The organism is Paenibacillus sp. G34 (assembly GCF_056856875.1).
The window spans coordinates 696143-719079 of the sequence record NZ_CM166469.1 but is presented as its reverse complement, the minus strand read 5'-3'; the positions used below and the strand labels follow the sequence as shown (position 1 = coordinate 719079).

The following is a 22937-nucleotide window of genomic DNA, read 5'->3' as shown; positions in this document are numbered from 1 at the left end:
CTCATGGCACTTATGGCACTTATAGCACTCATGACAGTCGTGACACTCATGACACTCATGACACTCATGTGATTCACAAAACTTTTCTTCTATAGCATGGGCAGGAAACATATGTGATATGCGTCCTCGGCAGCAAATCCTTTCAAGCACATTTTTGTAAAATCAAGCACGGGTCTGTCTAATCGAGCCCGCAACGGACACTACGACATAACCAAAAACGGCCGTGCATGCAGCAGTCAGAAAAGCAACAAGCCAGCCTAGCCAGAACACTCCCATGACATACCCCATCACTGCAACAAGTGGGAGCAATAACATACGCACCATAATGGAGCCTGCTTCATGCAGCGCAGCAGAATCATACGTGACAAGCTGTACATACTCCGACGTAGCCAATCCATCCCAGGCACGGTACAACATCACGGTTAGCATAATGACCAGTAACCCACATACGATGACATTGACCGGAAAAGGTGGCAAGGCTACCGCTGCAATAGACAACCCACCTAGTTGCAAATACAATTTCAACGTCTCGGAATTCCGAAAAAAAGCTTTAAACGCGATCTCTGCTGTCCGATTCGAAATGGAGCGTTTACGAAATAGTTTGCGAGGTTTACGAAAAACAATTGTTCGTGTCTGTGGAGACTTCGGCTTGCTCACGGCCTGACTTAACATCAGTGCAGTCAACCTGAGCCTGCTTCTCAAATCCTCGCGCACATCGCCTTCAAACGTACCTTTCATGCGTAATCTCATCTGGATCATCGTAATGAGCAGTAGCAGAACGGCGGCAATACTGAGCATGATTTTCCACGTATACATGTCCCCTAACATCCAAGCTGATGTGCGAACAGTCATCCATCCCATGGCGATCACAAGTGAGGCCAATGAGAGCCAGCGCCGCCATCCCGTATATCGAACTTTGATAATATGTATAGCAATGACTTGAAGTGACGCTACGGTTCCCAACCAGAAACATGTCAGCACAATCTGTAAAAGAGACATTTCATACACACGAACGAGCAGCGGTGCAACCACTGCAGTAATAAGTATCATTTTTCCAAGTTGTAACACCGTCACCCGCACAAGTCCTCGCATCATCAGTGTTCGCATCCATACCCTTCTCGATTTCAGGAACAATACATCCGCTTCTTCGATAAAAAGTAGAACTCCACCCGTCAGGATGATCAGTTCGATAATCCCCGTTAATATAGGGAATGATATGCCCCCGCTTGCCCATGCTGGCAATGCTTTTGTCCACAGACTGGCGTAGTAGCCGATAAAATATAACATTCCTGGAACTAGCAGATACAGCCAGACTGTCCAGTCCACCACAAGTTTGAAGTTGCGCCACTGTTCCCGAAGATACTCTTTCTGTCTTCTCTGATATAGAAGATGGGGGGTATAACGTTTGCGCTCGACCATCAGGTTTCTCCTTTCTTCAATCCGATGTTAACGTGTCAAAACAATCAAACAACGACGCTTCTGGCATTCCCGCCGTAGTCAGAATCTCATCCAATGTTCCTTCCGCAGCCGACCTGCCGGCAGCAATCAAAATAAAACGGTCACATATCCGTTCAGCCGTATCCAGCACGTGTGTAGACATTAACACACCTGCTCCGCGGCGACGCTCATCATCAAGTAATTTCAGAAAATCCTTTGTCGCACGTGGATCTAAACCGATAAATGGCTCGTCCACAATATAGATATCCGGTGAGGAGAGAAAACCGATCATGAGCATCATTTTCTGACGCATGCCCTTCGAGAAACTCGCTGGCAGATCATTGCGAACATGATCCATACCAAAACGGACTAACAGTTCCTCCGCTCTCGCCACGAATACATCTTCTTCTATTTCATACGCTGCAGCAGCCAGATCAAGATGTTCCCACAAGGTCATATACTCGTAAAAAACAGGCTGTTCGGGAATGTAGGCATAACGCCCTTCCCCACCAATGGTTACATCATAATCGGCATGCTCCAGCAGGCCAAGCAATGTCTTGATGGTTGTACTTTTACCTGCACCATTGGGTCCGATAATCCCGACCAACTCTCCCGGCGCCACGTGCATCCGAATATTCCGGATCGTAGACTGCCCTGGCGCGTAACCTGCTTCGCGAATATGTACGTTCAGGATGGAATTAGGTAAATCTATTTCTTCCTGCGATGCGTGCTGCATGGCTTAACACTCCTGTTCTTATCCTTTTTTACATAATGAACTATTTATATTGTAAATGAGTTTTGAGTATCATGTTTGATCAAATTGAGCAAAAGTGGGCAAACAAAAACAATAAACCATTAAAACTCCATGATTTATTGCTCATACATTCTTTGATCCCTATTATATTTTCTCCTCAGACCAACAGTGAGTTTGAATCATCGAAGTAAGGTCTTCAAATGAATATTTGTGGTTGACCATATCAACCGTAAAATCCTCAGCTAAGGCCTGCTCCATTTTAAAGTAAATATGATTGTAACGTAAAAATATGACTAATGCAGTAAAAGCTGTTCGTTTATTCGCATTATGAAAAGGATGATTTTGACCTAACGACTGAAAAATTGAAGCCGCCTTCTCATAGACTATCGGATACGCTTCGTCACCAAAAGCAGATGATTGCGGTCCAAGAACAGCAGATTCAAGCAGATTAGAATCTTTTACACCAATCTGCTCTCCCGGGCTATACCGTTTTATCATCGCAACATTGATCGCAATTACTTCCTGAATAATTAAATAACGAATGAGACTCATCTGTCTTTAAGACCTTTCAGAGTTTGATCATACTCATCCATAACAGAAGCTAACGTATCCATAAAATCATTACTTATTCCATTAGGCAAATTTACCTTGACCGACTTTTTAATAATAATTTCTCCGCTCGTTTGGTCGATCCCTACCTGAACCATGTCTCCTTGCTCAAGTCCAATTTGCTTGAATGCTTCTGTCATCGTTATTCCAAGGCTGTTACCAAACTTCGTTACTTTCGTTCCATCTCTCTCACCCTACTCATTTAGATTCCTCCTAGAATTATACCATTCAACTGTTATAACAATTTACCATGATTCACCCAGGATAGTTGGACAAATATAAAAAAAGAAGCAAGGGTCCGGAGCCCCTGCTTCTTCATGTTACAGTGAAAAACTCATATTATTGATTGCTCTCCACCATGGTCATCGTTTCGCTTTCTGCATCCGCATTAGCGTTCAGACCGAGATCGAGCATGCCGCGGCTTTCGCTGGCATAGCTGCTGCTTGCAGTACGCTCACGATCGTTCACGTTACTGCTGCGTTCGGATTGAGCCATCGTTGCACTCTCCCCTTCCGCTTTCGCGTTCAGACCGAGATCCAGCATGCCACGGCTCTCGCTTGCATAGCTGCTGCTTGCAGTACGCTCACGATCGTTCACGTTACTGCTGCGTTCGGATTGAGCCATCGTTGCACTCTCCCCTTCCGCTTTCGCGTTCAGACCCAGATCCAGCATGCCACGGCTCTCGCTGGCATAGCTGCTGCTTGCAGTACGCTCACGATCGTTCACGTTACTGCTGCGTTCGGATTGAGCCATTGTTGCACTCTCCCCTTCCGCTTTCGCGTTCAGACCCAGATCAAGCTTGCCACGGCTTTCGCTGGCATAGCTGCTGCTTGCGGTACGCTCACGGTCGTTTACGTTACTGCCACGTTCGGATTGAGCCATTGTTGCACTCTCCCCTTCCGCTTTCGCGTTCAGACCCAGATCAAGCTTGCCACGGCTTTCGCTGGCATAGCTGCTGCTTGCATTACGCTCACGATCGTTTACGTTACTATTGCGTTCAGATTGAGCCATTGTTGCACTCTCCCCTTCCGCTTTCGCGTTCAGACCCAGATCCAGCATGCTGCGGCTTTCGCTGGCATAGCTGCTGCTTGCGGTACGCTCACGGTCGTTCACGTTACTGCTGCGTTCGGATTGAGCCATTGTTGCACTCTCTCCTTCGGCTTTCGCGTTCAGACCCAGATCCAGCATGCTGCGGCTTTCGCTGGCATAGCTGCTGCTTGCGGTACGCTCACGGTCGTTCACGTTACTGCTGCGTTCGGATTGAGCCATTGTTGCACTCTCTCCTTCGGCTTTCGCGTTCAGACCCAGATCCAGCATGCTGCGGCTTTCGCTGGCATAGCTGCTGCTTGCGGTACGCTCACGGTCGTTCACGTTACTGCTGCGTTCGGATTGAGCCATTGTTGCACTCTCCCCTTCCGCTTTCGCGTTCAGACCCAGATCGAGCTTACCCCGGCCTTCGCTAGCGTAATTGCTACTTGCGTTGCGTGCCTGACCGTCTCGTGAATACTCGTTCATCGTTGCTGCTTCTCCCGACACATTGGCATTCAAACCGAGGCCAAGTTTGCCAGAGCTACGACGCTCACTTGTAACGTCCGAAGATTGGTTATTGTAACGGTTCATGTTCTCGGCGGATACACCAGCATTGAGCCCTAGATCTAGATTTAATGCACCGCTTGCGTTAGAGGAACCCCCATAGCTGCCAGTATTCCCGTAACCAGCGTCACGTTGTCCTGACAACAACGATCCCAGTTCCAGACGCAGACCTGCATTCAGATCCAAATTACCACTGCTGTTGCTGTTATAACTATCTGCATAGGTTGCCTGTGAAGCCCCCAGCAATCCAGCTACCAGCGTACCCGACAATACCGACAATTTTACCCAACGATTCACTTTTTTCATGATAATATACACTCCTTCTCATTTTTGGTTGAATTAACGCCATTGTTGTTTATGAGAAAGAGGTATATTTCGGCGGTTGACCCGGTGGTGCTTGTGACCACTGGCTGAAACCATCCAAACGTTCCATGTCAAAAGCAAAACCATAACCCGGCATCATCGGACTTGTTAAAGCTAAAGGCAGTGCTGCAGCTGGAACGGATGCTCCGCCCCCTGTCACACCGGACGAACCGGAGCTTGTACCTGTAGAGGTACTCGTTGCAGCAGGAGCTATTGCCATAACAGACCAGTTGGCCGGTCGTTCAGTCCTTGGTTGCCAAGGTGCAGAGGCTTCATCCTGCTTTTCAGGTACTACCTGATCTATATTCAGATTCCTCTGATCCTGGTCCTCGGCTGTTGATCTGCCAAAGGATGTGTCCATTTGCAACCACTCATTATCCAGTACAGATACGTTTGCATTTGTCTTCTCAGCACGTTGGTTCAGACGATCCTGTTCCACAGGCACAGCCTGAGAAACAGGAGGTTCGTTGATTGAGTCCGGATTAATCTCACGATCAATCACCTGACCTGTAACCTGTATTTCATCTTGTGCCGTGTTCTGTCCACTCACCTTGCCCTGAGACGAAGGTGAATCCGTTGCTGTACTAGAAAATCGCTTCTCATCTCTAGGTGCTTGCACAGCAACAGGCTGCTCTGAAGTATTCTCGGGCTGCTCCGGTTTCACCACCGGAAGTTCAACCTTGCCTTCGCTCAGGTTTACACCTGATGCCCTGACATCGAGCGATGTAACTTCAGGAACGTCAACTTTCACGGAAGGCAGTTCAACCTTGCCTTGTTGCAAGTCCGTTTGTACAGCAGACGTCTCTGCTTTGATAACCTCAGGAACCTCAGCTTTAATTCCCGGCAAGGAAGCTGTTCCCTCCTGAAGATTCACCTGACCGCTGGACACATCTGCTCGAATGACAGGCGTATCTGCTTGTACAGATGGAAGATCCACCGTCCCTTGCTTCGCATCGATGCCAATCTGCGATGTTCCTGCCGATCCAAGCGGTGTATCGACCTTCAACTCAGATACACTTAGCTTGCCGGTAGATGCATTCGTTTGGATCGAAGGAACTTCTACATCGAGTAATGGTGTGGATAGAGATATCGATGGAGTCAGATCAAGACTGCCATCTGCATCGCGTGAAAAAAGGTTCAGTGACAATCCGCTGGACGATTTGCTTGAACCTGCCTGATTCTGAGCATCATCGGCATATGCATGCGATGAACCGATGCCCATAACCAACGTTCCAGCCAAAATGGCTAACGGAATGCTTGCCAGACGAGTGATCGATCTGGGTAATTTCCCTTTTAAGTTCAAGTTGCTTCACCCCCTTTCCGCACTAGCGTTGGTGGGACAAGGCATATGAGTTTTCCCCTAGGATTAATTAGAATACAGGGATTTCTGCCTGTTCCTCATTAAACATGAAGGCGTTTCCTCAAACGATTTTTCAGTAAAAATATTTTAAATTTAAAATAATTTCCTCCATCTGTTGGGGCGATTACCTCTCAAAAACCACCTTACGGCACCTCTCCGGTTGCCACGGATTTCGCCGGAAGAACTGCCTCCAGATCATCTCCACGCTTCGCTTTTGGCTTCAATAAATACAGTAAACCCAGCAGTGTCAACAGAATGCCTGAACTTACAAACGCAGGCACAACACCAAACGAAGTCACTAATAACCCGCCAGCCACAGGGCCGAGAATGTTGCTCGTTGTCATCACACTGCCTACGGTACCAAACACCCTGCCTGTCATTGGCTCAGGGGTCTGTTCTTGCAGCAGAATCTGAAAAGGCACGACTGCAAACCCGATACCCACACCCGCCAAGGCAAACAGCGAAATAAGAAGCAGCTGTGCGCCTATTCCTGCTGAAGGCCATACAACCACGACTAATCCGGCCGTTCCGATAACAAGACCTGTTACGGCGGTGCCTAGCCCCATTTTCAACCCGTGGCTCGCTGTTTTCCATTTCCGGACACTCATCGCCGCGATTAACGTTCCAACACCACTTGCGGCAACGCACCATCCAAGCAGATCACCCGAAATTCCAGGTAGTTGCCTGAACAAAACAACCGTTTGTGAATCGGCAAATTGCAGAAACAAAATCGCAGCTGCCAGCAAAAGAAGTGATGTTCCTACGCGAGGAAGTGAAGCTAGCATAAGGATACCCTCAAGTGTTTCTTTCCAAAAGGATTTTTTGACTTGAGTCGATCCTGCTGTCTTTTCCTCTACTCCTGTTACGTCAGAATTCGTTCGTTGGATCACCCGATGTCCAGGAATCCACAATAAAATGAGGCCAGAAATCAGAAATGACGATGCATCCAGCACAAAACACCACGTAATCCCAAACCCGGCTACAAGTAATCCGCCCAGTGCCGGGCCGATAATTTTGGACATCTGTTCAATCACCGAGCTAATGGAAACCGCTTGAGCAAGCTGGTGATGCGGCACAATTTCTTTTAATTTGCCGTTCTTGGCGGGTGAGAACATGACATCAAATAGGGATTTAAGAATAAGCAAAACATAAATATGCCAAATCTGATCCGCAAAAATAAATGCACCTACGATGATAATTCGGGCAGCATCCGCTGTAATCATCATCCACTTTCGGTTCAGGCGATCTGCCAGAGCACCGGCAAACGGCCCTGTGAGTAGCATCGGCAGTGCCGCAGATAACATTACAAACGTGATCTCCCAAGGTGTTGCATTCCAGCGAAGCCCTACCAGTGTGAAAATAGCCAACAGATGCAGCCAGTCCCCCAAGTTAGATATCGCCTGAGATACCATCAATGTCATGAATGCACGGTTTTGTTTCAGTGCCCCTTGCCCTGCTAAATTGTGGTTTGTCGTCATTCCACTTCTCCTCCATCATTTTCCGAATATCTAATATGAAAATGATTATATAAAAGAGACTCGGGCAAAACCTCCTGCCCGAGTCGGAGATGATAGAACATCTACGGGATGATTTTTCATTCCCCTGGTATTCTGCACTCTAATCCATTTGGTTGCTCCAATCTAAAATATGTATTATAAATCGTGACAAATGATCAAATTTTAAATGCTAAAAATGCAAATCTTGTGACATATCGCATGTTTTTCGGCCAAATTGAGGTCTACAATGAATATATGACGATCCTCTGATTCGTCAATCGATATAATGATCCAACTCATATAAGTTGATCTGATCTTTTACTAAACGCATTGTATAAGTTTAACTATTATTTACGAGTAAATTAACCTTAGTTCAAACTTATACAGCAAAGAGAACCTTCATATATCACGTCAACTTATATAAATACACTGAAAGGCGGGATCAGCATGCTGGAATTACAAGAGATCGGGACAGAACGTTCACTTCATCTGTACCGCACCCTGGCTCATACGTTCAAAAGTGTGAATGAACACGCTGTATCTGGAAGTAAAGTACATGGTTTTAACCCGACTGCCTACGGGGTGCTCGAAGTGTTATACATGAAAGGAGCACAACCAATCCAGCAGGTAGGGGCTCAATTACTGTTGCAGAGCGGCAATGTCACCTATGTCATTGATAAATTGGAGCAAAAGGGGCTGCTGCGCCGCAAACATTGTCCTCAAGACCGACGCATTATTTTTGTTGAACTGACCGAAGAAGGTCAGCGTACGATGGATGACATCTATCCAGGATATGCGGTCAAGATTGATCGTGCGGTCAGCGGACTTAGCGAAGAGGATAAGGAACTGCTATCCGAACTGCTGGACAGACTGGCTCACGGTGCAGAAAGTCTGTCAGCGAGCAGCTAGAATTGGGTTAGCCGTATAATGAAAAGACCGGATAAGCCTTCACTTAAGGCTTATCCGGTCTTTATTCTTTTATTGATTTTCAGCCAATGAGACCCAGCCCTCAAAATATATTGCCAGCCCAGAAAGATCGGGATGAAGATAAACATCTGGCGGATTGCCCCCATGTAAAGAAACGTATCTTCCCGAAACACAAAAACAGAGAACAGAACACCGCTTGATCCTGCTAACAGAACATAACCAATCATGATGGAAACAACTTGCATCGCAACTCCCTTGAATCGTCGCGCTAAGGACAGAGTCACCGCATCTGTCAAAAGCGACAGCGGAAGAACAAGAAAAATGGCGATTGCTAGAGTAATCAGTATAGCTATAACTAATGAATACCATAGCGGATAATAGTACGTATCCTCCATTCGGTCGGCAACCGGTACATAGTTAATAAAAACCATAATGACAGAGGTTGAAATACAAGTCAGCAATGCTGAGAAGATACGGGCAGGAAAAGAAACGGAATGCAGGGCTAGCCACTTCGGGTTGCTCAATTCACACCATCCTCCTTTTTCCAATTCATCATACCAAACCCATTGAAATATAAAAAGCAGCTAATGTTCAGCTGCTTTTTTAGGAGATCGCGATGATATGCTTCGATCCTTGAATCCCATTGTTTTGCGGTGCATTTATTCCTTCCCCCAGCATGTCCGTTACTTCTGCATGGCTTCCACTTGTGGCGGCGCATCAGCATCCTCGGGAACGATCAGCCGTTTGCGCAAAGCTAATGTAGTAACCCACGAAACTATCGCAATCACAAACATGATGACAAACAAGGAGTGCAGACTGCCTTCCAGCACATTGCGCAGCAGCGCCCACTTCTCGTCCGATAACGCAACATCCGTATGCGGTGCAAGCAGCTCATTCAGATCCTTTTCCGAAATACCTGACGCCGCCAAATTTTGTTCACTCGACAGTGCCGAGATGCGGAAGTTCAGCCACGTTCCGAATGCTGCTGCCCCAATCGTCTGGCCGAGTGTACGCATGAACGTATGTAGTGCTGTTGAGGAACCACGCTCTTTATACCCCACAGAAGACTGTGCAATGATGGTGAAGATCGTAAAGGCGAAACCAAACCCGAGCCCATAAATAAAGGTCAAAATGAACAGCACGACCTGCGGAGAAGTCCCGCCAACCAAGAACAACCCGCCCGAGCCAACGGCGATTCCGGTAAGTCCAATTAATGTGGTCAACCGTGATCCGATCTTGAGCAGCAGCCTTCCTGCCAGCACGCTGCCAATCAGCCAACCCACGGACATGGGTGCGAGCAACAACCCGGACTCCGTTGCATTACCTCCGCGAACCCCTTGCACCCAGAGAGGCAAATAACTGGTTAAGCCGATCATCAAGGTGCTGGTCAGCAGGCCGGCGATATTCGCCACCCGGATGTCCCGGATACGGAACAGATGGAGTGGAACCATCGGGGCCTGGGCTCTTTTTTCCACCACAAAAAACAAGATGATAAACAGCACGGCAACGATGCTCAGTGCCACAATCAATGGAGAACTCCATGCGTAATACTGCCCACCCGCCGATAAAACAAAGAGCAAGGCTGTAATACCAACGGTGAAGGTCAGCGCTCCCATATAATCAATTTTGGCCGTGCGTGGTGAGATGTCCTCCTTCAAATAACGGAATACAAACCACATGGCAAGCAAGCCAAACGGTACATTAAATCCGAAGATCCACTGCCAGCCGAGGTTGTCCACGAAATAACCGCCGAGCAATGGGCCAACGAGAGATGAAATGCCCCATACCGAGCTGATCCAGCCCTGGATTTTGCCACGTTCCTCAATGCGGTAAATATCCCCGATAATCGTAAAGGTAACCGGCACGACAGCACCTGCGCCAATCCCCTGAATGGCACGGTAGATGATCAGTTGCTCCATATTCTGCGAAAGACAGCATAAAAGTGATCCCAGCAAAAATAAGGCACAGCCGATAAGAAAAACGGGTTTACGTCCATATATGTCACTGATTTTGCCAAAAATCGGGGTACTGACTGCCATGGTGAGCAGGTATGCGGTAAAAATCCAGCTGAGCAGCTGCACGCTCCCCAATTCGCTGACAATCGTTGGACCCGCCGGACCGATCACCGTGCCTTCAATCGCGGACAGAAATGTTGCCAGCAACAAACCCGCCAGAATGAAACTGCGCTTCAAACCTCCTGTTGTATTCACACAAACCCTTCTCTCTTTTTTCTCTTTAACCATTAGAAGATATTATTTACATGCCCACTGCGAGCCAGAACAATCTTTCGATGGTTGTTACCCCCAGATTTTTTTGATCTTATTTTGTTTAAAAGGGGTAATCCGGTGGTAAGCCTATGCTTCCGATGTAGCTTTCGTGCCGAAAGCTTTTAGACGAACGCTTCGCTTCTCCAGCTTTGTTCTGTTTCTTCGTTAATGTGTAATCTCAAAATAAATTAAGTATCTTTTCCTACCTTCCTTGCCACTACCTCCTCTTGTTGCGAAGGAACTCATCATATAATAGCGAGTACATCACCATGTCCTTGTATCCCGTAGACGTATGCTGTACTTGGCGAAGCAGGCCCTCGCGTGTAAATCCCTGGCTTGTCAGGAACGTTCCCGAAGCTGCGTTACGCGGGTCCACAAGTGCTTCAATCCGGTTCAATCCCATGGTCTCATAACCAAAGGGTAGCAGTGCCGTGAATGCCTCGGACATATACCCGTAACGCCAGTACTCACGGCCAAGCTCATATCCGATCTCACCACGAAATGCACCTTCCAGCTGCCATGTGTTAAATCCGCAGCTGCCGATAAGTTTGCCAGTAGCCTTTAATTCGATGCCCCACCGAATGGCATCCTCTTCCCCTGCCATATGATTCAGCAGCCCGATCATATCGGCCGCCTCGCTTGTCCCAATCATGGGCGCGAGATTCATATACCGCGTTACTTCCCGGTCTGACCAGTGTACGAACATCTGGGCCGCATCCTTGCGGCGCATTTTGCGCAAACGAAGCCGCGCAGTCTCAAGCTCCGGGATTCTTCCTTTACATTTATACATTACCTGACACTCCGATCCGATCTTTCTTGCAGACCATAAGATTCATTAGCCATCTAACCATAACCTGCACCAATTGGCAACTGTTCACTCCTCAGATCATATCAAAAAACCGGGCGCATCTGCTCCCGGTCTTGACGTACCTATGAATCCACCAGCACAGGTTGTCCTGTTTACGCCGAGGGTCAATCATTTTTACCCAATCTCTCGCAAAGTCGCACTTACTAAATCCTTAAGCCGGAGAAGCTTTCTTGCCACCAGCAAGTAATTCCTCGCTCACCCGTCCAAGCACAGCGACAATTTCCTTATACTCCTCGATCCCTGTCCCGGTCAGGCTCCACTGATCTCCGTGGGCAGTCAGGAAGTTCTCTTGCGTCAGGTGTTCAAGCTCCTGCTTGATCTCACGCTCACCCACGCGATATCCTCGTTCTTCTAACAAAGGCAGCGCGTCGCTTACGGTTAAATCCTCATTTTGGGCAAAATATAGAAGATGAATTCGTACAAATAGGTTCTGTACTTCTGCATGCATAAGCTAAGCTCCTTCCAGGGTTGTAGCCCTTCTTGGTTGCTAAGTAATTACCCCGCGAAAGTACCCGAGAAACAGGCGCATGATTCAGGAAATTCCACCTCTTTCCAAAATCATTCCGCTTGACTAACCGCATCCTCTGCACTAATCTTGAAAATAAGTACCATTTTTGCTCGGGAGGGTGATTCACCATGTTTCAAGCTGTTTCCTATGAAGGAACACGAAGCGAGCAGCACACCGCCGTCCTGGGACAGTTAAGTGCTCTGATCCGCGATGAACCTAGTGCGATTGCCAATCTGGCTAACGCTGCTGCGCTGCTCAATGTATTTCTAACCGACACCAACTGGGTCGGATTCTATCTGTATGATGGAAAAGAACTGGTCCTCGGGCCTTTCCAGGGATTGCCTGCTTGCATCCGTATTCCACTTGGACGCGGAGTATGCGGTACATCTGCTGCGGAGAGACGTACACTCGTAGTTGATGATGTTCATGCTTTCCCAGGCCATATCGCCTGTGATGCTGCTTCCAATAGTGAGATCGTTGTTCCGATTATCAAAGACGGACAATTATACGGGGTGCTGGATATCGACAGCCCGATCAAAAATCGTTTTGACGATGAAGATCGTATCTTCCTGGAAAAAGCCGTCAGCTTGCTCGTTGAGCAGCTGTAAGCCGTTTTGAATCATTTACAATTCAGACGAACAAGAGGATTTATGTCCTCACGCCATATGATGGTGCTATCGATATGTGTTAACAAAAAGCGCAGCCTCTCAGAGGTCTGCGCTTTTTGTTGCTATGTTCACACCGATGTTCTTGCCCGCCCATGTTACTTTATGCATCTAGGATAGATCCTGTGCCGCTTTGATAATCATTCCCTCACGCAGAAACTCTGCCAATCGCGGATGGTAGCCATCATACATGTTCCGAAAATCCCGGTGCTCCACATAGAGATTGGCCAAATCCCGATAGATCTCCGCCGTAGGTGTATAATACCCTTTGATCCATTCAAGGTGTCTTCCAATAATCTTCTGCACATCCGGACTGCTCGGCTCAAGGCCAAGCTCAAGTGCCTGTTTCAGATCGAGATGAATCCGATCAATCCGGGCCTGTGAGTCCAAGAAATCCTCCTTGGATTTCAGTTCCATCTTTTCGTTTTTCAGATCGCTTTCCCGCAGTGTATTATGCGAGAACTGTGTTTGATCTGCTTCTGGAAGCCGGGTATGACCTGTGTCATGCGCAAAACCATGGTACAGGTCATGCTCCTCCATTGTCTGCTCTCCTTGCAGATAGGAGACCGTTCGATCCAACGTCTGAATCAAACCGTGCAGGCGAAGGGCCTCCTCGAGAAGGCGGATACGATGTTGTTGCATTACACGTACCATTTCTAGAGGCTCCTCTTTAAGCATAGAACTGATCTCTTTCTCTGGCACACCAACTTCCTTGCAGAACAGAATTTGCTGAAGTTTCAGCAGTTCCTTTTTTTCAAAATACATATCCTCATCCAGTCCGCGAAAAGCAGGAGACAGTAACCCCAGCTCCGCATAATGGCTTAACTCACTTAAGCTCACACCTGACATACCGGATACATCCGTCATAGAATACGCCATATGAGTTCACCTCCTACCTGATCTGCGTGTTCATTGTCTTCACCCGCCGCATTGTTACTGCGCTATATTTAAAAAACACAAAAGAATTGACATGCAAAACCCTATCCTGCTCGGTAACGGAAGAACTCTTTTACACTGGGTGTTTTGGAAAAACTCCACTAGTCCTTCAGATATACGCACCCAACATTATCATCATCCATAAAGATTGAACCCGTAGTTAAAATATACGTGCACCCATGCTCTATGAAACAACGATTCAGACATTCGTTTGCAGGATGTTACCTAATTAATACCCTCCTCACTTCATGTGAACCTGTAGTCATTGAAGAAAAATATTGTATTTTTGTAGACATCGTTCCCCTTTTGGCAATCGTTTTTCGTAATCGTTTATACCCAAAAAATCCTGTATCTATGAGATAGGCACAGGATTTTCAGGAAATTTATAGCTATCGCTTTATGACAATTGCCGGACTCGCTTAATTTTTATTAAACATGACAAACTTCAATTCCGTCATTTCTTCCGTGGCATATTTCACACCTTCACGCCCGATGCCACTTTGCTTCACCCCGCCATACGGCATATGATCCACCCGGAATGTCGGAATATCATTGATCATTACACCGCCCGCTTCAATTTCATCCACAGCTCGAAGCGCTGTTTGAATATCATTCGTGAACACTCCAGCCTGAAGTCCATACATGGAGTCGTTGACATGCTGGATACCCTCGTCTACGGAATCCACCGAGTTAATCACAACAATTGGCGCAAATACTTCCTGACAGGATACCTTGGCATCACGCGGCACATTCACAAGCACTGTTGGACGCAGCACGCCGCCTTCAGCCTCGCCACCAGTTGCAACCGTTGCTCCCGCCAGTTTCGCCTCATTGATCCAGTCCAGAGTGCGCTGCACATCCTTAGAAGTAATAAGTGCGGACACAACCGTATCCTCATTCAGCGGATCACCGATCACAACCTGTGCAGCTGCTTCGGCAAAGCGCTGAATAAACTGCTCAGCAATCGCCTGATGCACATAGATACGCTGTAATGAAATGCATACCTGCCCCTGATAGGTGAATGCGCCTGTAACACAACGCGGGATTACCTTGTCCAAATCGGCATCCTTGTCTACAATGACAGCCGCATTGGAACCCAGCTCCAGCGTAACTCGTTTCAGTCCAGCATTGCTGCGGATACTTGTCCCAACAGCTGGGCTGCCAGTGAATGTGATGTAAGCCACATCAGGATGCCCTACGAGCACATCACCAATCGTTTTACCTTCACCGCTCACAACGTTGAGCGCTCCATCTGGCAGTCCCGCTTCTTGGAGCAAATTCGCGATGTAATAGGCAGACAGCGGTGTCTGTTCCGCAGGTTTAAGCACGATGGTATTCCCGGCAGCCAGCGCGGGTCCAACCTTGTGTGCAACCAAATTCATAGGAAAATTAAACGGCGTAATTGCACCAATAACCCCGAGTGGCTGCCGCATTGTATAACCAACTCGACCTTCGCCACCTTTGGCAGCATCCATCGGAACCGTCTCTCCGGTTAAACGTTTTGCTTCTTCGGCAGCAAACCGATAGGTCTCGATCGTTCGATCAATCTCGGCTCTTGCCGCAGTGATCGGCTTCGCTGCCTCTAGTGCGACGACGCGTGCGGCCTCTTCTTTGCGTTCCTCCAGCATGACGGATAACTTGTACAGTAAGTCCGCTCGCTGATGTGCAGGCATCTGTCGCATCGTTTTACGCGCCTTCACAGCCGCCGCAATGGCCGCCTCGGTCTCCTCTGCCGAGGCGGAAGCCACTTCTGCCAACGTTTCCCCGGAATACGGCGCCTGGAGTGTTGTATATTGTCCCGATTCGGTATGCTTGCCGCCGATAAGCAGATGTTGTTTTTTCATAAACGCATCCTCCGTTCCTTCGATTCCTCATATTCTCACGATTCATCATCAATCGCATTCATTGATACTCATCACTTGTAAGGAAGTAACTATCTTAGATAACCCTACTCTAGTTATACACTATTTCGCGTTCATCCACCCAGTTGACAGAATGATAGAAGCTACTCGGTATTCATCGTTGGTCGGGATGTACATGAGCAGCGCTACTGGGCACTGTTGCTGGCTACCGTACTGTGGCGCCGTTACTGAGTACTGTTGACGGGTGCCATTACTGTGCTGCCTCTCCACAGAGTACTCCACACTGTTGCTAGTCCCTATCGTCATATCATCATTACTACCTATAAACCTGTAACGTTCACGTATATCGCACATCTTGCTTCATGAGCTATAACTCTCAAATATGAAGGTAGCTAGTTGAACCACAGGACTGGCTTGAGATGGTACTCCCGAGCTCTAACGATCACCAGGAACCTTATTTAGCCTCATTTGAGGCGCATAGAATTCTAACGATCACCACAAACCTTATTTCACTCCAAAACACGATAATTACTCGTTTTTCACACCAAAAGAACCAAATAGCGTCTCTACGGATCGTTAGAATTTTAAAATGGCATTTTTCCGCAAAATAAGCTCTCCTGAGATCGTTAGAATTGTTGCAGCTTTATTTCACCGTCAAAACCGGACAGTCGGCATGCTTCAGCACTCCGTGACTAACACTGCCGACTACAATCTCTGCCAGCAACCGTTTACCGCCAGTACCCATCGCAATCAGGTCAACTCGCTGTTCGCGTGCAATGCGACAGATCTCTGTCACTGGATCACCAGCGACCAGCATCGTCTCATAGGACACCCCGCGACTAGCCAATTGCTCAATAATTGGCTCAATCAGGCGCTTCCCTTCTTCAGCAATGCGTTCCTCCAAGTCAATCCCAAGCACGGGTTCGTTAATTGAGATCGATGGATTCACGTGCACGATGGTTAAACTGACAGGATCTTTCATCTGTTCGGCCAGCATCAAGGCCTGCTCCAAGGCTTTACTCGCATGATCGGATTCATCTACAGCGACCAATATTCGTTTTAGCATATCCATTCCTCCAGTCTGTTGATCAGCACGAAATATTGTTGATTGGTTTGTTAAGGTCTATCCACAATGTTTATACACGAGTGCTGAAATCGCAAAATATCCATGAACCATTAGTGAGCATTTGTTGATCATTAGTTAGCATTAGTTAGCATTTGTTGATCATTAGTTAGCATTATTGAACATAAATAAGCTGTGATTGATAATCATTAATGAGCTGTAATCGAAGCATCGATATCCCGCAGGTGACGACGGCGCATCAGCAATACAACCACACCAATCAGCACCATTAGCGCACCGAAGTAAAACGGCGTTTCTGGCAAAAACCATTCCGATAATTTACCCGCAAGCCAAGGTGCGAGCGCACCACCCATAAACCGCACAAAACTATATGCCGCGGATGCTACGGAACGCTCCACTGGCGCTGCTTCCATCACAGCTGTCGTAATCAACGTATTGTTTATTCCAAGGAAGATACCTGCCACGATAACCGCGACAATCACCGTTGTCGATGATCCCATCACCGTACCAACAGCCATCACCAGCAAGTCCAGCGCAAACAACGTGAGCATGACACTCATCGATGGCACGGAGCCAAATCGGCGCTGTAGCTTCGGTGCCACAAAGACGGACGTAATCGCCAGCATCAACCCCCATCCGAAGAAGACATAACCGAGGCCGTGTTCGTCCAGTTTCATGACATAAGGTGAATAAGCCATCAAGGTAAAGAATCCAAAGTTATATAAAAAGGCTGTAATCGCCAACGTTTTCAGTGAAGGGTACCCGAGCGCTTTGAACGGATCGGACAAGGTGCTACGCGTTTTGGGTTTAGCCATTTTGGGCAACATAAACATGATGCTGATAAAAGCAATCGCCATCAGGGCAGCTACCCCGTAGAACGGGCCGCGCCAAGAGATGGAACCCAGTTCCCCGCCAAGCAGCGGACCAACGGCAATCCCGAGACCTAATGCTGCTTCGTATAAAATAATAGCCTTGGCTGTCCCAGAAGTAGACAAGCCAACAATAGCCGACAACGCGGTGGCGATGAACAAGGCATTCCCGAGTCCCCAGCCCCCGCGATAACCAACCAGCGCTCCGACTGTGTCAGATGTACCGCCAAGGAACGAAAAGACAATAATCAGCAATATACCGCTGAGCAGTGTCCATTTAACACCGATACGGCTGGATACCACACCCGTAATCAGCATGGCGATCCCCGTTACCGCGTTATAGCTGGTAAACAGCAAGGACACTTGGCTTTTGGACGCGTGCAGTTGATCCGCAATAGCTGGCAAGATCGGGTCAACCAGACCAAGTCCCATAAACGAGATGATACATGCGAAGGCTACAGCCCAGACCGCTCGTGGCTGGGATAATAAACCTCCGCGGGATGACGGCAATTCGTCAGGTAGTGATGGTTCTCTTTTCATAGGTCATTCCTCCGATGTTGAATGTTATGTTGGATTTTTGTTTTTTTTCAAAACGTTGAAATTTTTCAGAATACTTCGTTCGTATTTTCAATACATAGGACGCCAAGACAGCACAAGCACACCGGAGTTTCCAGTGTATGTACTAAAGCTCACGGTCGTAGTTGATCCATCTCATGCCACATTAACTTGGGACATTCTCACAGGCTTCCAGTTCAGTTAATTCCGTTTGTTTGTGAAGCTTTTCTTCACTTCTTCTCATTTCTTTTCACTTCTTTTCTTCTCACTCGGTTCATGTTGTTAATCCATTAGTCGTTTTCATTTCCGTTGTTCAGTTCAGTGCGACTTTTCAATGTTGCTATACCTGTCTTAACACGCCCTCGCAGCTCCTCCAGCTCCTGTTGTACAGCGTGAATACTCTGAAGCTTCTGCTCCAGCAACTGTAATTGACCATCCAATGTGACTTCCATTCGGGTGAGCTTTTCAATCCGTTCCCTCACCTCGGTTGTCTGCTGGTAGTCAAATCGCTGCTCGTTCAGCGCATCTGTCGTAGCGACATAGGCATGAAGTTCTTGTAACGAAAAGCCAAGTACCTCTTTCGCTCGAACCACTTTTTTCAAATAGTTGATATCATCTTGTGAATATAGCCGCGTTCCGCCATCTGTTCGCTGAGGTGAAGGCATCACACCAATCTCTTCGTAATATCGAATGGTACGCTTCGTCAGTCCGCAGGCTTTGGCGACATCATCAATTTTGAACAAACTCATTTGCTCCACCTCTTTTATATGTCATTAATATTATGTACATAATTATATATAAAACTAACATTAACGTCAACGTTAGATTTTAGTTGTACCGTATCTCTTAGAAGGATTAATGAAATGATTCATCATATGAACCATTACCACTAGAAATAGAAGCTCAATGAAGACAAAAAAAGACCCGCATACGCGGATCTCAATGATTATACAGGTCATGAAGCATGTTGTCCTGCACGTACTGTTCTGTAAGTACTCATTAACATTACTTGTTTTGACCTTGTTTTGACCTTGTTTTGACCTTGTTTTGACCTTGTCTTGACCTTCTCTTATTCTCTTCTCTGATCGTCTCTAACCTAACCTTATCTTATCTTTTCTTATCTTTTCTTACCTTGCCTTGCCTTACTTCCCCTGCTTGTCCTGTTCCAGCTGTGCCCGCTGCATCTGTTTCAGACGTCCTTCCACCCGAGTAAACAGCCTGATGGTATAAAAGCCAATAGCAACTAGACTTAACACCAATGCTCTCACATCTGTAAGCCAGAAACCGATGACACCAAAGGCGGTGATAATAAAACCAAACTGCATCATCAATGCCGAACTGTACCGCTGTGCTTCTTCCCATAATGTCGGGTCACTCATGGCCCGTGGTGTCCGATACCCATATATTCCGTTAATTTGTTTTGGCGGCTTCTTATACACCATCAATCCCAAAATGAAATAACATACTCCGCAGATAATCCCCAATAATGCTCCTGCCAAAATGCTCGCTCCTTCTCTTCTCTTTAGCTTTCATAGCCTTCATACCGACTACTCATCAGCCATAAAAATAGTAAAACGGCTCTACGTATATACGCAGAGCCGTGCTGTACGTTTCAACAATTTAAACGTCCTTAATTCGTAGAACCCGCATCGCGTTCAGTACCGCGAGCACCGTCACTCCCACATCGGAGAACACCGCTTCCCACATGGTGGCGATCCCGAATACACCGAGCAGCAGGAAAATGGCTTTGACGCCCAATGCAAATCCGATGTTCTGCCAGACGATGCGGCGTGTTCGCTTGGCAATGCGGATGGCACTAGCGATTCTGGATGGCTCATCCGTCATGATGACCACATCCGCTGCTTCAATCGCCGCGTCCGATCCCAGTCCGCCCATCGCTACACCAACATCGGCACGTGCCAGAACAGGAGTATCATTGATGCCATCACCGACAAAAATCATCTTTTCCTTCGGCAATTTGGCTGCTTCCAGTTGCTCCAGCCGTTCGACTTTGTCCTGTGGCAGCAGCTCGGCATGAACCTCATCCACCCCGAGCTGGTGTGCAACCGCTTCGCCCACCGCTTTGGCATCACCGGTCAGCATTACTGTTTTGCGAATGCCTAGCTTTTGAAGTGCCTGTATCGCTGACGCTGCATCATCCTTTACTTCGTCCGCAATGATCAGATGTCCGACATACTTGCCAGCTTCGGCAATATGCACGACCGTTCCCACCGTCTGCGGCTTCGTATACATAATCCCTGCCTGTTCCATTAACTTCGCGTTGCCTGCGAGCACTTCCTGACCGTTCACATTTACTTTGATTCCGTGTCCAGCGACCTCGTCATATCCATCTACACCTTGCGAGGGAATAGCTTTTCCCCAAGCAGCACGAATGGATTCTGCAATCGGATGATTGGAGTTTGCTTCGGCAATCGCCGCCAGTTTCATTACTTCTTCTTCTGTACGCGCGCCATCGGGGTGAACAGATGTGACTTTGAAAACACCTTTGGTTAGTGTACCCGTTTTATCGAAAACCACCACTTTAACATCATTCAGAGCCTCCAGATAATTACTGCCTTTGACCAGAATGCCGTTTCGCGAAGCCGCACCAATACCACCGAAGAAACCAAGCGGAATCGATACAACCAGCGCACAAGGGCATGAAATAACGAGAAACACCAGTGCACGGTAGATCCAGTCCGCAAACGTTGCACCGCTAAGCAACAGAGGTGGCAAAAAGGCAATAAGTGCAGCGAGAATGACCACAACCGGTGTATAATACCGGGCAAATTTGCTGATAAAATGTTCCGTTTTCGCCTTGCGGCTGCTAGCATTCTGCACCATATCGAGAATTTTGGATACCGTGGATTCTCCAAAGGTTTTGGTGACCTCGATGGTTAACATGCCGTTTTTGTTCACAAAACCGCTAAGCACGTCACTTCCCGTCTCCAACTCCCGTGGAACGGATTCCCCTGTCAAAGCTGATGTGTCAACCATAGAGCGGCCTGCCTTCACAATACCGTCCAGAGGTACACGTTCTCCAGCCCTAACTACGATACGGTCGCCAATGCGAACCTCTTCCGGAGAGACACGCCGGGTCTCTTCCCCTGCACCCGTGAGTACATTCGCATAGTCCGGGCGAATATCCATCAGAGACTGAATCGACTTACGTGAGCGGTTGACCGCCATGCCCTGGAACAGCTCTCCGAGCTGATAGAACAGCATAACCGCAACACCTTCCGGATACTCTCCGATGGCAAATGCACCAAGTGTTGCAACCGTCATTAAGAAGTATTCATCAAACACCTGGCCGCGAATGATGTTTTTGAATGCCTGTAACACGATATCGCCGCCAGCGATGATGTAAGCCACCACGTATAGCGTAAGCTGTGCCCAGCCATCCAGTGGTGACCAGATTGCTGCAGCAAGCAACACAGAACCAGCAGCAAGGCGAGCTAGTAATGTTTTGGTCTGTCCGGCGCCATGTTCATGCGAATGGCCTGCATGAGCGTCACTGCTGTCGGCATGGTTATGCGTATGGCTGTGGTCATGATTGTGATCATGTGCATGACTGTGTCCGTGATCATGAGCGTGGTCATGTGAATGTGCATGACTCTGATGTTGGTGCTGATGCGTGCCCGCCGATTGGCTTACGTTCGTGTGGGCATGACTACCCGATGAATGGAAGTGTCCATCGGAAGGAGCATGATCATGATGTTCATTCGATTGGCTCTGAGATTGACGCCCCGGCCCTTTTTCCGAAATACGAATATGTGGCTCCAGCCGAAGTACCTTACGCTTTGCTTCCTCCACTACCTGCTCATCCATATCCGATGTGGTATACATCGATAACGTTTTGGTCACAAAATTAACAGAGCATTCGTTAATGCCTTTAATTTTACTCACACCATTTTCAATCTTAAGTGCACAGTTCGCACAATCCAGTCCGTCAAGCAGCAGTTCCCTTTTCACCTGTTCCTGTCCGGTTCCCATGTGAATTCTCCCCTTTGCAGTCCGAAAAAAGTAGTTCTTTCATTTCTGTTAATCGTATTCATTACAATATATGAGCAATCATTCATATGTTTAATTAACCCTATTATATGCATGCCCAAACCGGAGTGTCAACACGAGTTGTTGATTTTGGATACAGAATATGCAGGGCGTGTCTGAAAACGCTGAAGGAAGCAGATTTTGCCGAATTTTCGTTCCAAGCCAGGAAGTTTACCGCAGGCGTGCCGGGGCACGTCAAGGGAAAGTGACGCAGAAGGGGGCGAAAAGGCGGTAAAAGATGCACTTCAGTCGGTTTCAAGACACGCCCTATTAGTAATCATTTCGCTTTAGGCGTTTTTTGGATATAATAGAGCTATCAGTTGTTAAACATAGGCGGTGATAGGAATGGAACAACCGGTCAAAGCTCCACATGATTGCGATGAAGCCTGCTCAGGTACGGAAGCCGATGTGCAATCCATTCGCACCTCACTTATAGATCGGGACACCTCTTCCGAGATGGCGGATTGGTTCAAAGCATTTAGTGATCCAACACGTCTACGTATTATTGATGCGCTGTTACAGAAAGAATTATGTGTGCACGATCTAACGGTGCTGCTCGACATGGGTCAGTCAGCCATCTCTCATCAGCTGCGCTCACTCCGCAACATGCGAATTGTGAAGCGGCGCAAGGAAGGCAAGACGGTGTATTACTCTTTGGATGATGCTCACATTGAGCAGATTTTCCTGCAAACGCTCCAGCATATTAAACACGGATAGGCTGCTGCCTACCGGTT

Annotated in this window: 21 protein-coding genes; 3 read left to right on the top strand and 18 right to left on the bottom strand. The window is 47.6% G+C overall.

The genetic code is table 11. From position 1 onward, the window contains the following. Positions 1-162: 162 nt before the first annotated feature. The 7 genes from AC1VYS_RS03335 to AC1VYS_RS03305 all read right to left on the bottom strand — a co-directional run bounded on the left by AC1VYS_RS03335 (position 163) and on the right by AC1VYS_RS03305 (position 7594). Positions 163-1419 carry an ABC transporter permease gene (locus AC1VYS_RS03335; RefSeq protein WP_482912990.1) on the bottom strand — a complete coding sequence of 419 codons (1257 nt, stop codon included), beginning with the start codon at positions 1417-1419 and terminating at the stop codon, positions 163-165. Between the two features lie 16 nt (positions 1420-1435). Then, positions 1436-2173 carry an ABC transporter ATP-binding protein gene (locus tag AC1VYS_RS03330; RefSeq protein ID WP_482912989.1) on the bottom strand — a complete coding sequence of 246 codons (738 nt, stop codon included), beginning with the start codon at positions 2171-2173 and terminating at the stop codon, positions 1436-1438. Between the two features lie 162 nt (positions 2174-2335). Next, on the bottom strand, positions 2336-2743 hold the full coding sequence (locus AC1VYS_RS03325; protein WP_482912988.1) for a type II toxin-antitoxin system death-on-curing family toxin: 408 nt from the start codon (positions 2741-2743) through the stop codon (positions 2336-2338). Further along, entirely contained in the window at positions 2740-2940 is a 201-nt protein-coding gene (locus tag AC1VYS_RS03320; protein WP_482912987.1) for an AbrB family transcriptional regulator, read from the bottom strand. The genes AC1VYS_RS03325 and AC1VYS_RS03320 overlap by 4 nt, the downstream gene beginning before the upstream one ends. A 199-nt stretch (positions 2941-3139) precedes the next feature. Continuing rightward, positions 3140-4699, bottom strand: a complete 1560-nt coding sequence (locus AC1VYS_RS03315) for a hypothetical protein (RefSeq protein ID WP_482912986.1) — start codon at positions 4697-4699, stop codon at positions 3140-3142. Between the two features lie 49 nt (positions 4700-4748). Beyond that, a complete protein-coding gene (locus AC1VYS_RS03310; protein WP_482912985.1) occupies positions 4749-6059 on the bottom strand; it encodes a hypothetical protein in 1311 nt (436 codons plus the stop codon). A 200-nt stretch (positions 6060-6259) separates the two neighbouring features. Further along, the gene (locus AC1VYS_RS03305; RefSeq protein WP_482912984.1) at positions 6260-7594 is read right to left on the bottom strand and encodes an MFS transporter; all 1335 of its coding nucleotides are present in this window, start codon (positions 7592-7594) and stop codon (positions 6260-6262) included. Positions 7595-8059: 465 nt separating this feature from the next. Between AC1VYS_RS03305 and AC1VYS_RS03300 the strand changes: the two genes are divergently transcribed. Beyond that, the gene (locus AC1VYS_RS03300; RefSeq protein WP_441931153.1) at positions 8060-8521 is read left to right on the top strand and encodes a MarR family winged helix-turn-helix transcriptional regulator; all 462 of its coding nucleotides are present in this window, start codon (positions 8060-8062) and stop codon (positions 8519-8521) included. Positions 8522-8571: 50 nt separating this feature from the next. Here AC1VYS_RS03300 and AC1VYS_RS03295 read toward each other — a convergent pair whose 3' ends face one another. The 4 genes from AC1VYS_RS03295 to AC1VYS_RS03280 all read right to left on the bottom strand — a co-directional run bounded on the left by AC1VYS_RS03295 (position 8572) and on the right by AC1VYS_RS03280 (position 12122). Further along, positions 8572-9063 carry a hypothetical protein gene (locus AC1VYS_RS03295; RefSeq protein ID WP_482912983.1) on the bottom strand — a complete coding sequence of 164 codons (492 nt, stop codon included), beginning with the start codon at positions 9061-9063 and terminating at the stop codon, positions 8572-8574. Between the two features lie 159 nt (positions 9064-9222). Beyond that, on the bottom strand, positions 9223-10731 hold the full coding sequence (locus AC1VYS_RS03290) for an MDR family MFS transporter (RefSeq protein WP_339839169.1): 1509 nt from the start codon (positions 10729-10731) through the stop codon (positions 9223-9225). A 292-nt stretch (positions 10732-11023) separates the two neighbouring features. Further along, entirely contained in the window at positions 11024-11596 is a 573-nt protein-coding gene (locus tag AC1VYS_RS03285) for a GNAT family N-acetyltransferase (protein ID WP_339835182.1), read from the bottom strand. A 229-nt stretch (positions 11597-11825) separates the two neighbouring features. Next, on the bottom strand, positions 11826-12122 hold the full coding sequence (locus tag AC1VYS_RS03280) for a hypothetical protein (RefSeq protein WP_482912982.1): 297 nt from the start codon (positions 12120-12122) through the stop codon (positions 11826-11828). 188 nt (positions 12123-12310) lie between these two features. Here AC1VYS_RS03280 and AC1VYS_RS03275 point away from each other — a divergent pair, with 188 nt between their 5' ends. Then, positions 12311-12790, top strand: coding sequence for a GAF domain-containing protein (locus AC1VYS_RS03275; RefSeq protein WP_154892181.1), 480 nt, complete (start codon positions 12311-12313; stop codon positions 12788-12790). Positions 12791-12958: 168 nt separating this feature from the next. Here AC1VYS_RS03275 and AC1VYS_RS03270 read toward each other — a convergent pair whose 3' ends face one another. The 7 genes from AC1VYS_RS03270 to AC1VYS_RS03240 form a co-directional block, all read right to left on the bottom strand. Further along, positions 12959-13726, bottom strand: coding sequence for a MerR family transcriptional regulator (locus tag AC1VYS_RS03270; RefSeq protein WP_482912981.1), 768 nt, complete (start codon positions 13724-13726; stop codon positions 12959-12961). Positions 13727-14202: 476 nt separating this feature from the next. Next, positions 14203-15627 (bottom strand): aldehyde dehydrogenase family protein, encoded by a 1425-nt coding sequence (locus AC1VYS_RS03265; protein WP_482912980.1) that lies wholly within the window; start codon positions 15625-15627, stop codon positions 14203-14205. Between the two features lie 661 nt (positions 15628-16288). Further along, positions 16289-16711: a universal stress protein gene (locus AC1VYS_RS03260; protein ID WP_482912978.1), complete on the bottom strand. Its 423-nt coding sequence runs from the start codon at positions 16709-16711 to the stop codon at positions 16289-16291. A 206-nt stretch (positions 16712-16917) separates the two neighbouring features. After that, positions 16918-18138 carry an MFS transporter gene (locus AC1VYS_RS03255; RefSeq protein ID WP_434748162.1) on the bottom strand — a complete coding sequence of 407 codons (1221 nt, stop codon included), beginning with the start codon at positions 18136-18138 and terminating at the stop codon, positions 16918-16920. A gap of 305 nt (positions 18139-18443) precedes the next feature. Then, on the bottom strand, positions 18444-18902 hold the full coding sequence (locus AC1VYS_RS03250; protein ID WP_482912977.1) for a helix-turn-helix domain-containing protein: 459 nt from the start codon (positions 18900-18902) through the stop codon (positions 18444-18446). Between the two features lie 393 nt (positions 18903-19295). Beyond that, positions 19296-19652, bottom strand: coding sequence for an SdpI family protein (locus tag AC1VYS_RS03245; protein WP_482912976.1), 357 nt, complete (start codon positions 19650-19652; stop codon positions 19296-19298). 121 nt (positions 19653-19773) lie between these two features. Beyond that, complete coding sequence (locus AC1VYS_RS03240) at positions 19774-22146, bottom strand: heavy metal translocating P-type ATPase (protein WP_482912975.1); 2373 nt, start codon at positions 22144-22146, stop codon at positions 19774-19776. Between the two features lie 402 nt (positions 22147-22548). Between AC1VYS_RS03240 and AC1VYS_RS03235 the strand changes: the two genes are divergently transcribed. Beyond that, positions 22549-22920, top strand: a complete 372-nt coding sequence (locus tag AC1VYS_RS03235; RefSeq protein ID WP_482912974.1) for an ArsR/SmtB family transcription factor — start codon at positions 22549-22551, stop codon at positions 22918-22920. The last annotated feature ends 17 nt before the right edge of the window (positions 22921-22937 follow it).

Coding starts and splice junctions, on each gene's coding strand:
- AC1VYS_RS03320 (WP_482912987.1), bottom strand. CDS start 2,940: ATGACAGAAGCATTCAAGCAAATTGGACTTGAGCAAGGAGACATGGTT.
- AC1VYS_RS03330 (WP_482912989.1), bottom strand. CDS start 2,173: ATGCAGCACGCATCGCAGGAAGAAATAGATTTACCTAATTCCATCCTG.
- AC1VYS_RS03325 (WP_482912988.1), bottom strand. CDS start 2,743: ATGAGTCTCATTCGTTATTTAATTATTCAGGAAGTAATTGCGATCAAT.
- AC1VYS_RS03300 (WP_441931153.1), top strand. CDS start 8,060: ATGCTGGAATTACAAGAGATCGGGACAGAACGTTCACTTCATCTGTAC.
- AC1VYS_RS03275 (WP_154892181.1), top strand. CDS start 12,311: ATGTTTCAAGCTGTTTCCTATGAAGGAACACGAAGCGAGCAGCACACC.
- AC1VYS_RS03315 (WP_482912986.1), bottom strand. CDS start 4,699: ATGAAAAAAGTGAATCGTTGGGTAAAATTGTCGGTATTGTCGGGTACG.
- AC1VYS_RS03280 (WP_482912982.1), bottom strand. CDS start 12,122: ATGCATGCAGAAGTACAGAACCTATTTGTACGAATTCATCTTCTATAT.
- AC1VYS_RS03235 (WP_482912974.1), top strand. CDS start 22,549: ATGGAACAACCGGTCAAAGCTCCACATGATTGCGATGAAGCCTGCTCA.
- AC1VYS_RS03285 (WP_339835182.1), bottom strand. CDS start 11,596: ATGTATAAATGTAAAGGAAGAATCCCGGAGCTTGAGACTGCGCGGCTT.
- AC1VYS_RS03305 (WP_482912984.1), bottom strand. CDS start 7,594: ATGACGACAAACCACAATTTAGCAGGGCAAGGGGCACTGAAACAAAAC.
- AC1VYS_RS03335 (WP_482912990.1), bottom strand. CDS start 1,419: ATGGTCGAGCGCAAACGTTATACCCCCCATCTTCTATATCAGAGAAGA.
- AC1VYS_RS03270 (WP_482912981.1), bottom strand. CDS start 13,726: ATGGCGTATTCTATGACGGATGTATCCGGTATGTCAGGTGTGAGCTTA.
- AC1VYS_RS03255 (WP_434748162.1), bottom strand. CDS start 18,138: ATGAAAAGAGAACCATCACTACCTGACGAATTGCCGTCATCCCGCGGA.
- AC1VYS_RS03250 (WP_482912977.1), bottom strand. CDS start 18,902: ATGAGTTTGTTCAAAATTGATGATGTCGCCAAAGCCTGCGGACTGACG.
- AC1VYS_RS03260 (WP_482912978.1), bottom strand. CDS start 16,711: ATGCTAAAACGAATATTGGTCGCTGTAGATGAATCCGATCATGCGAGT.
- AC1VYS_RS03240 (WP_482912975.1), bottom strand. CDS start 22,146: ATGGGAACCGGACAGGAACAGGTGAAAAGGGAACTGCTGCTTGACGGA.
- AC1VYS_RS03265 (WP_482912980.1), bottom strand. CDS start 15,627: ATGAAAAAACAACATCTGCTTATCGGCGGCAAGCATACCGAATCGGGA.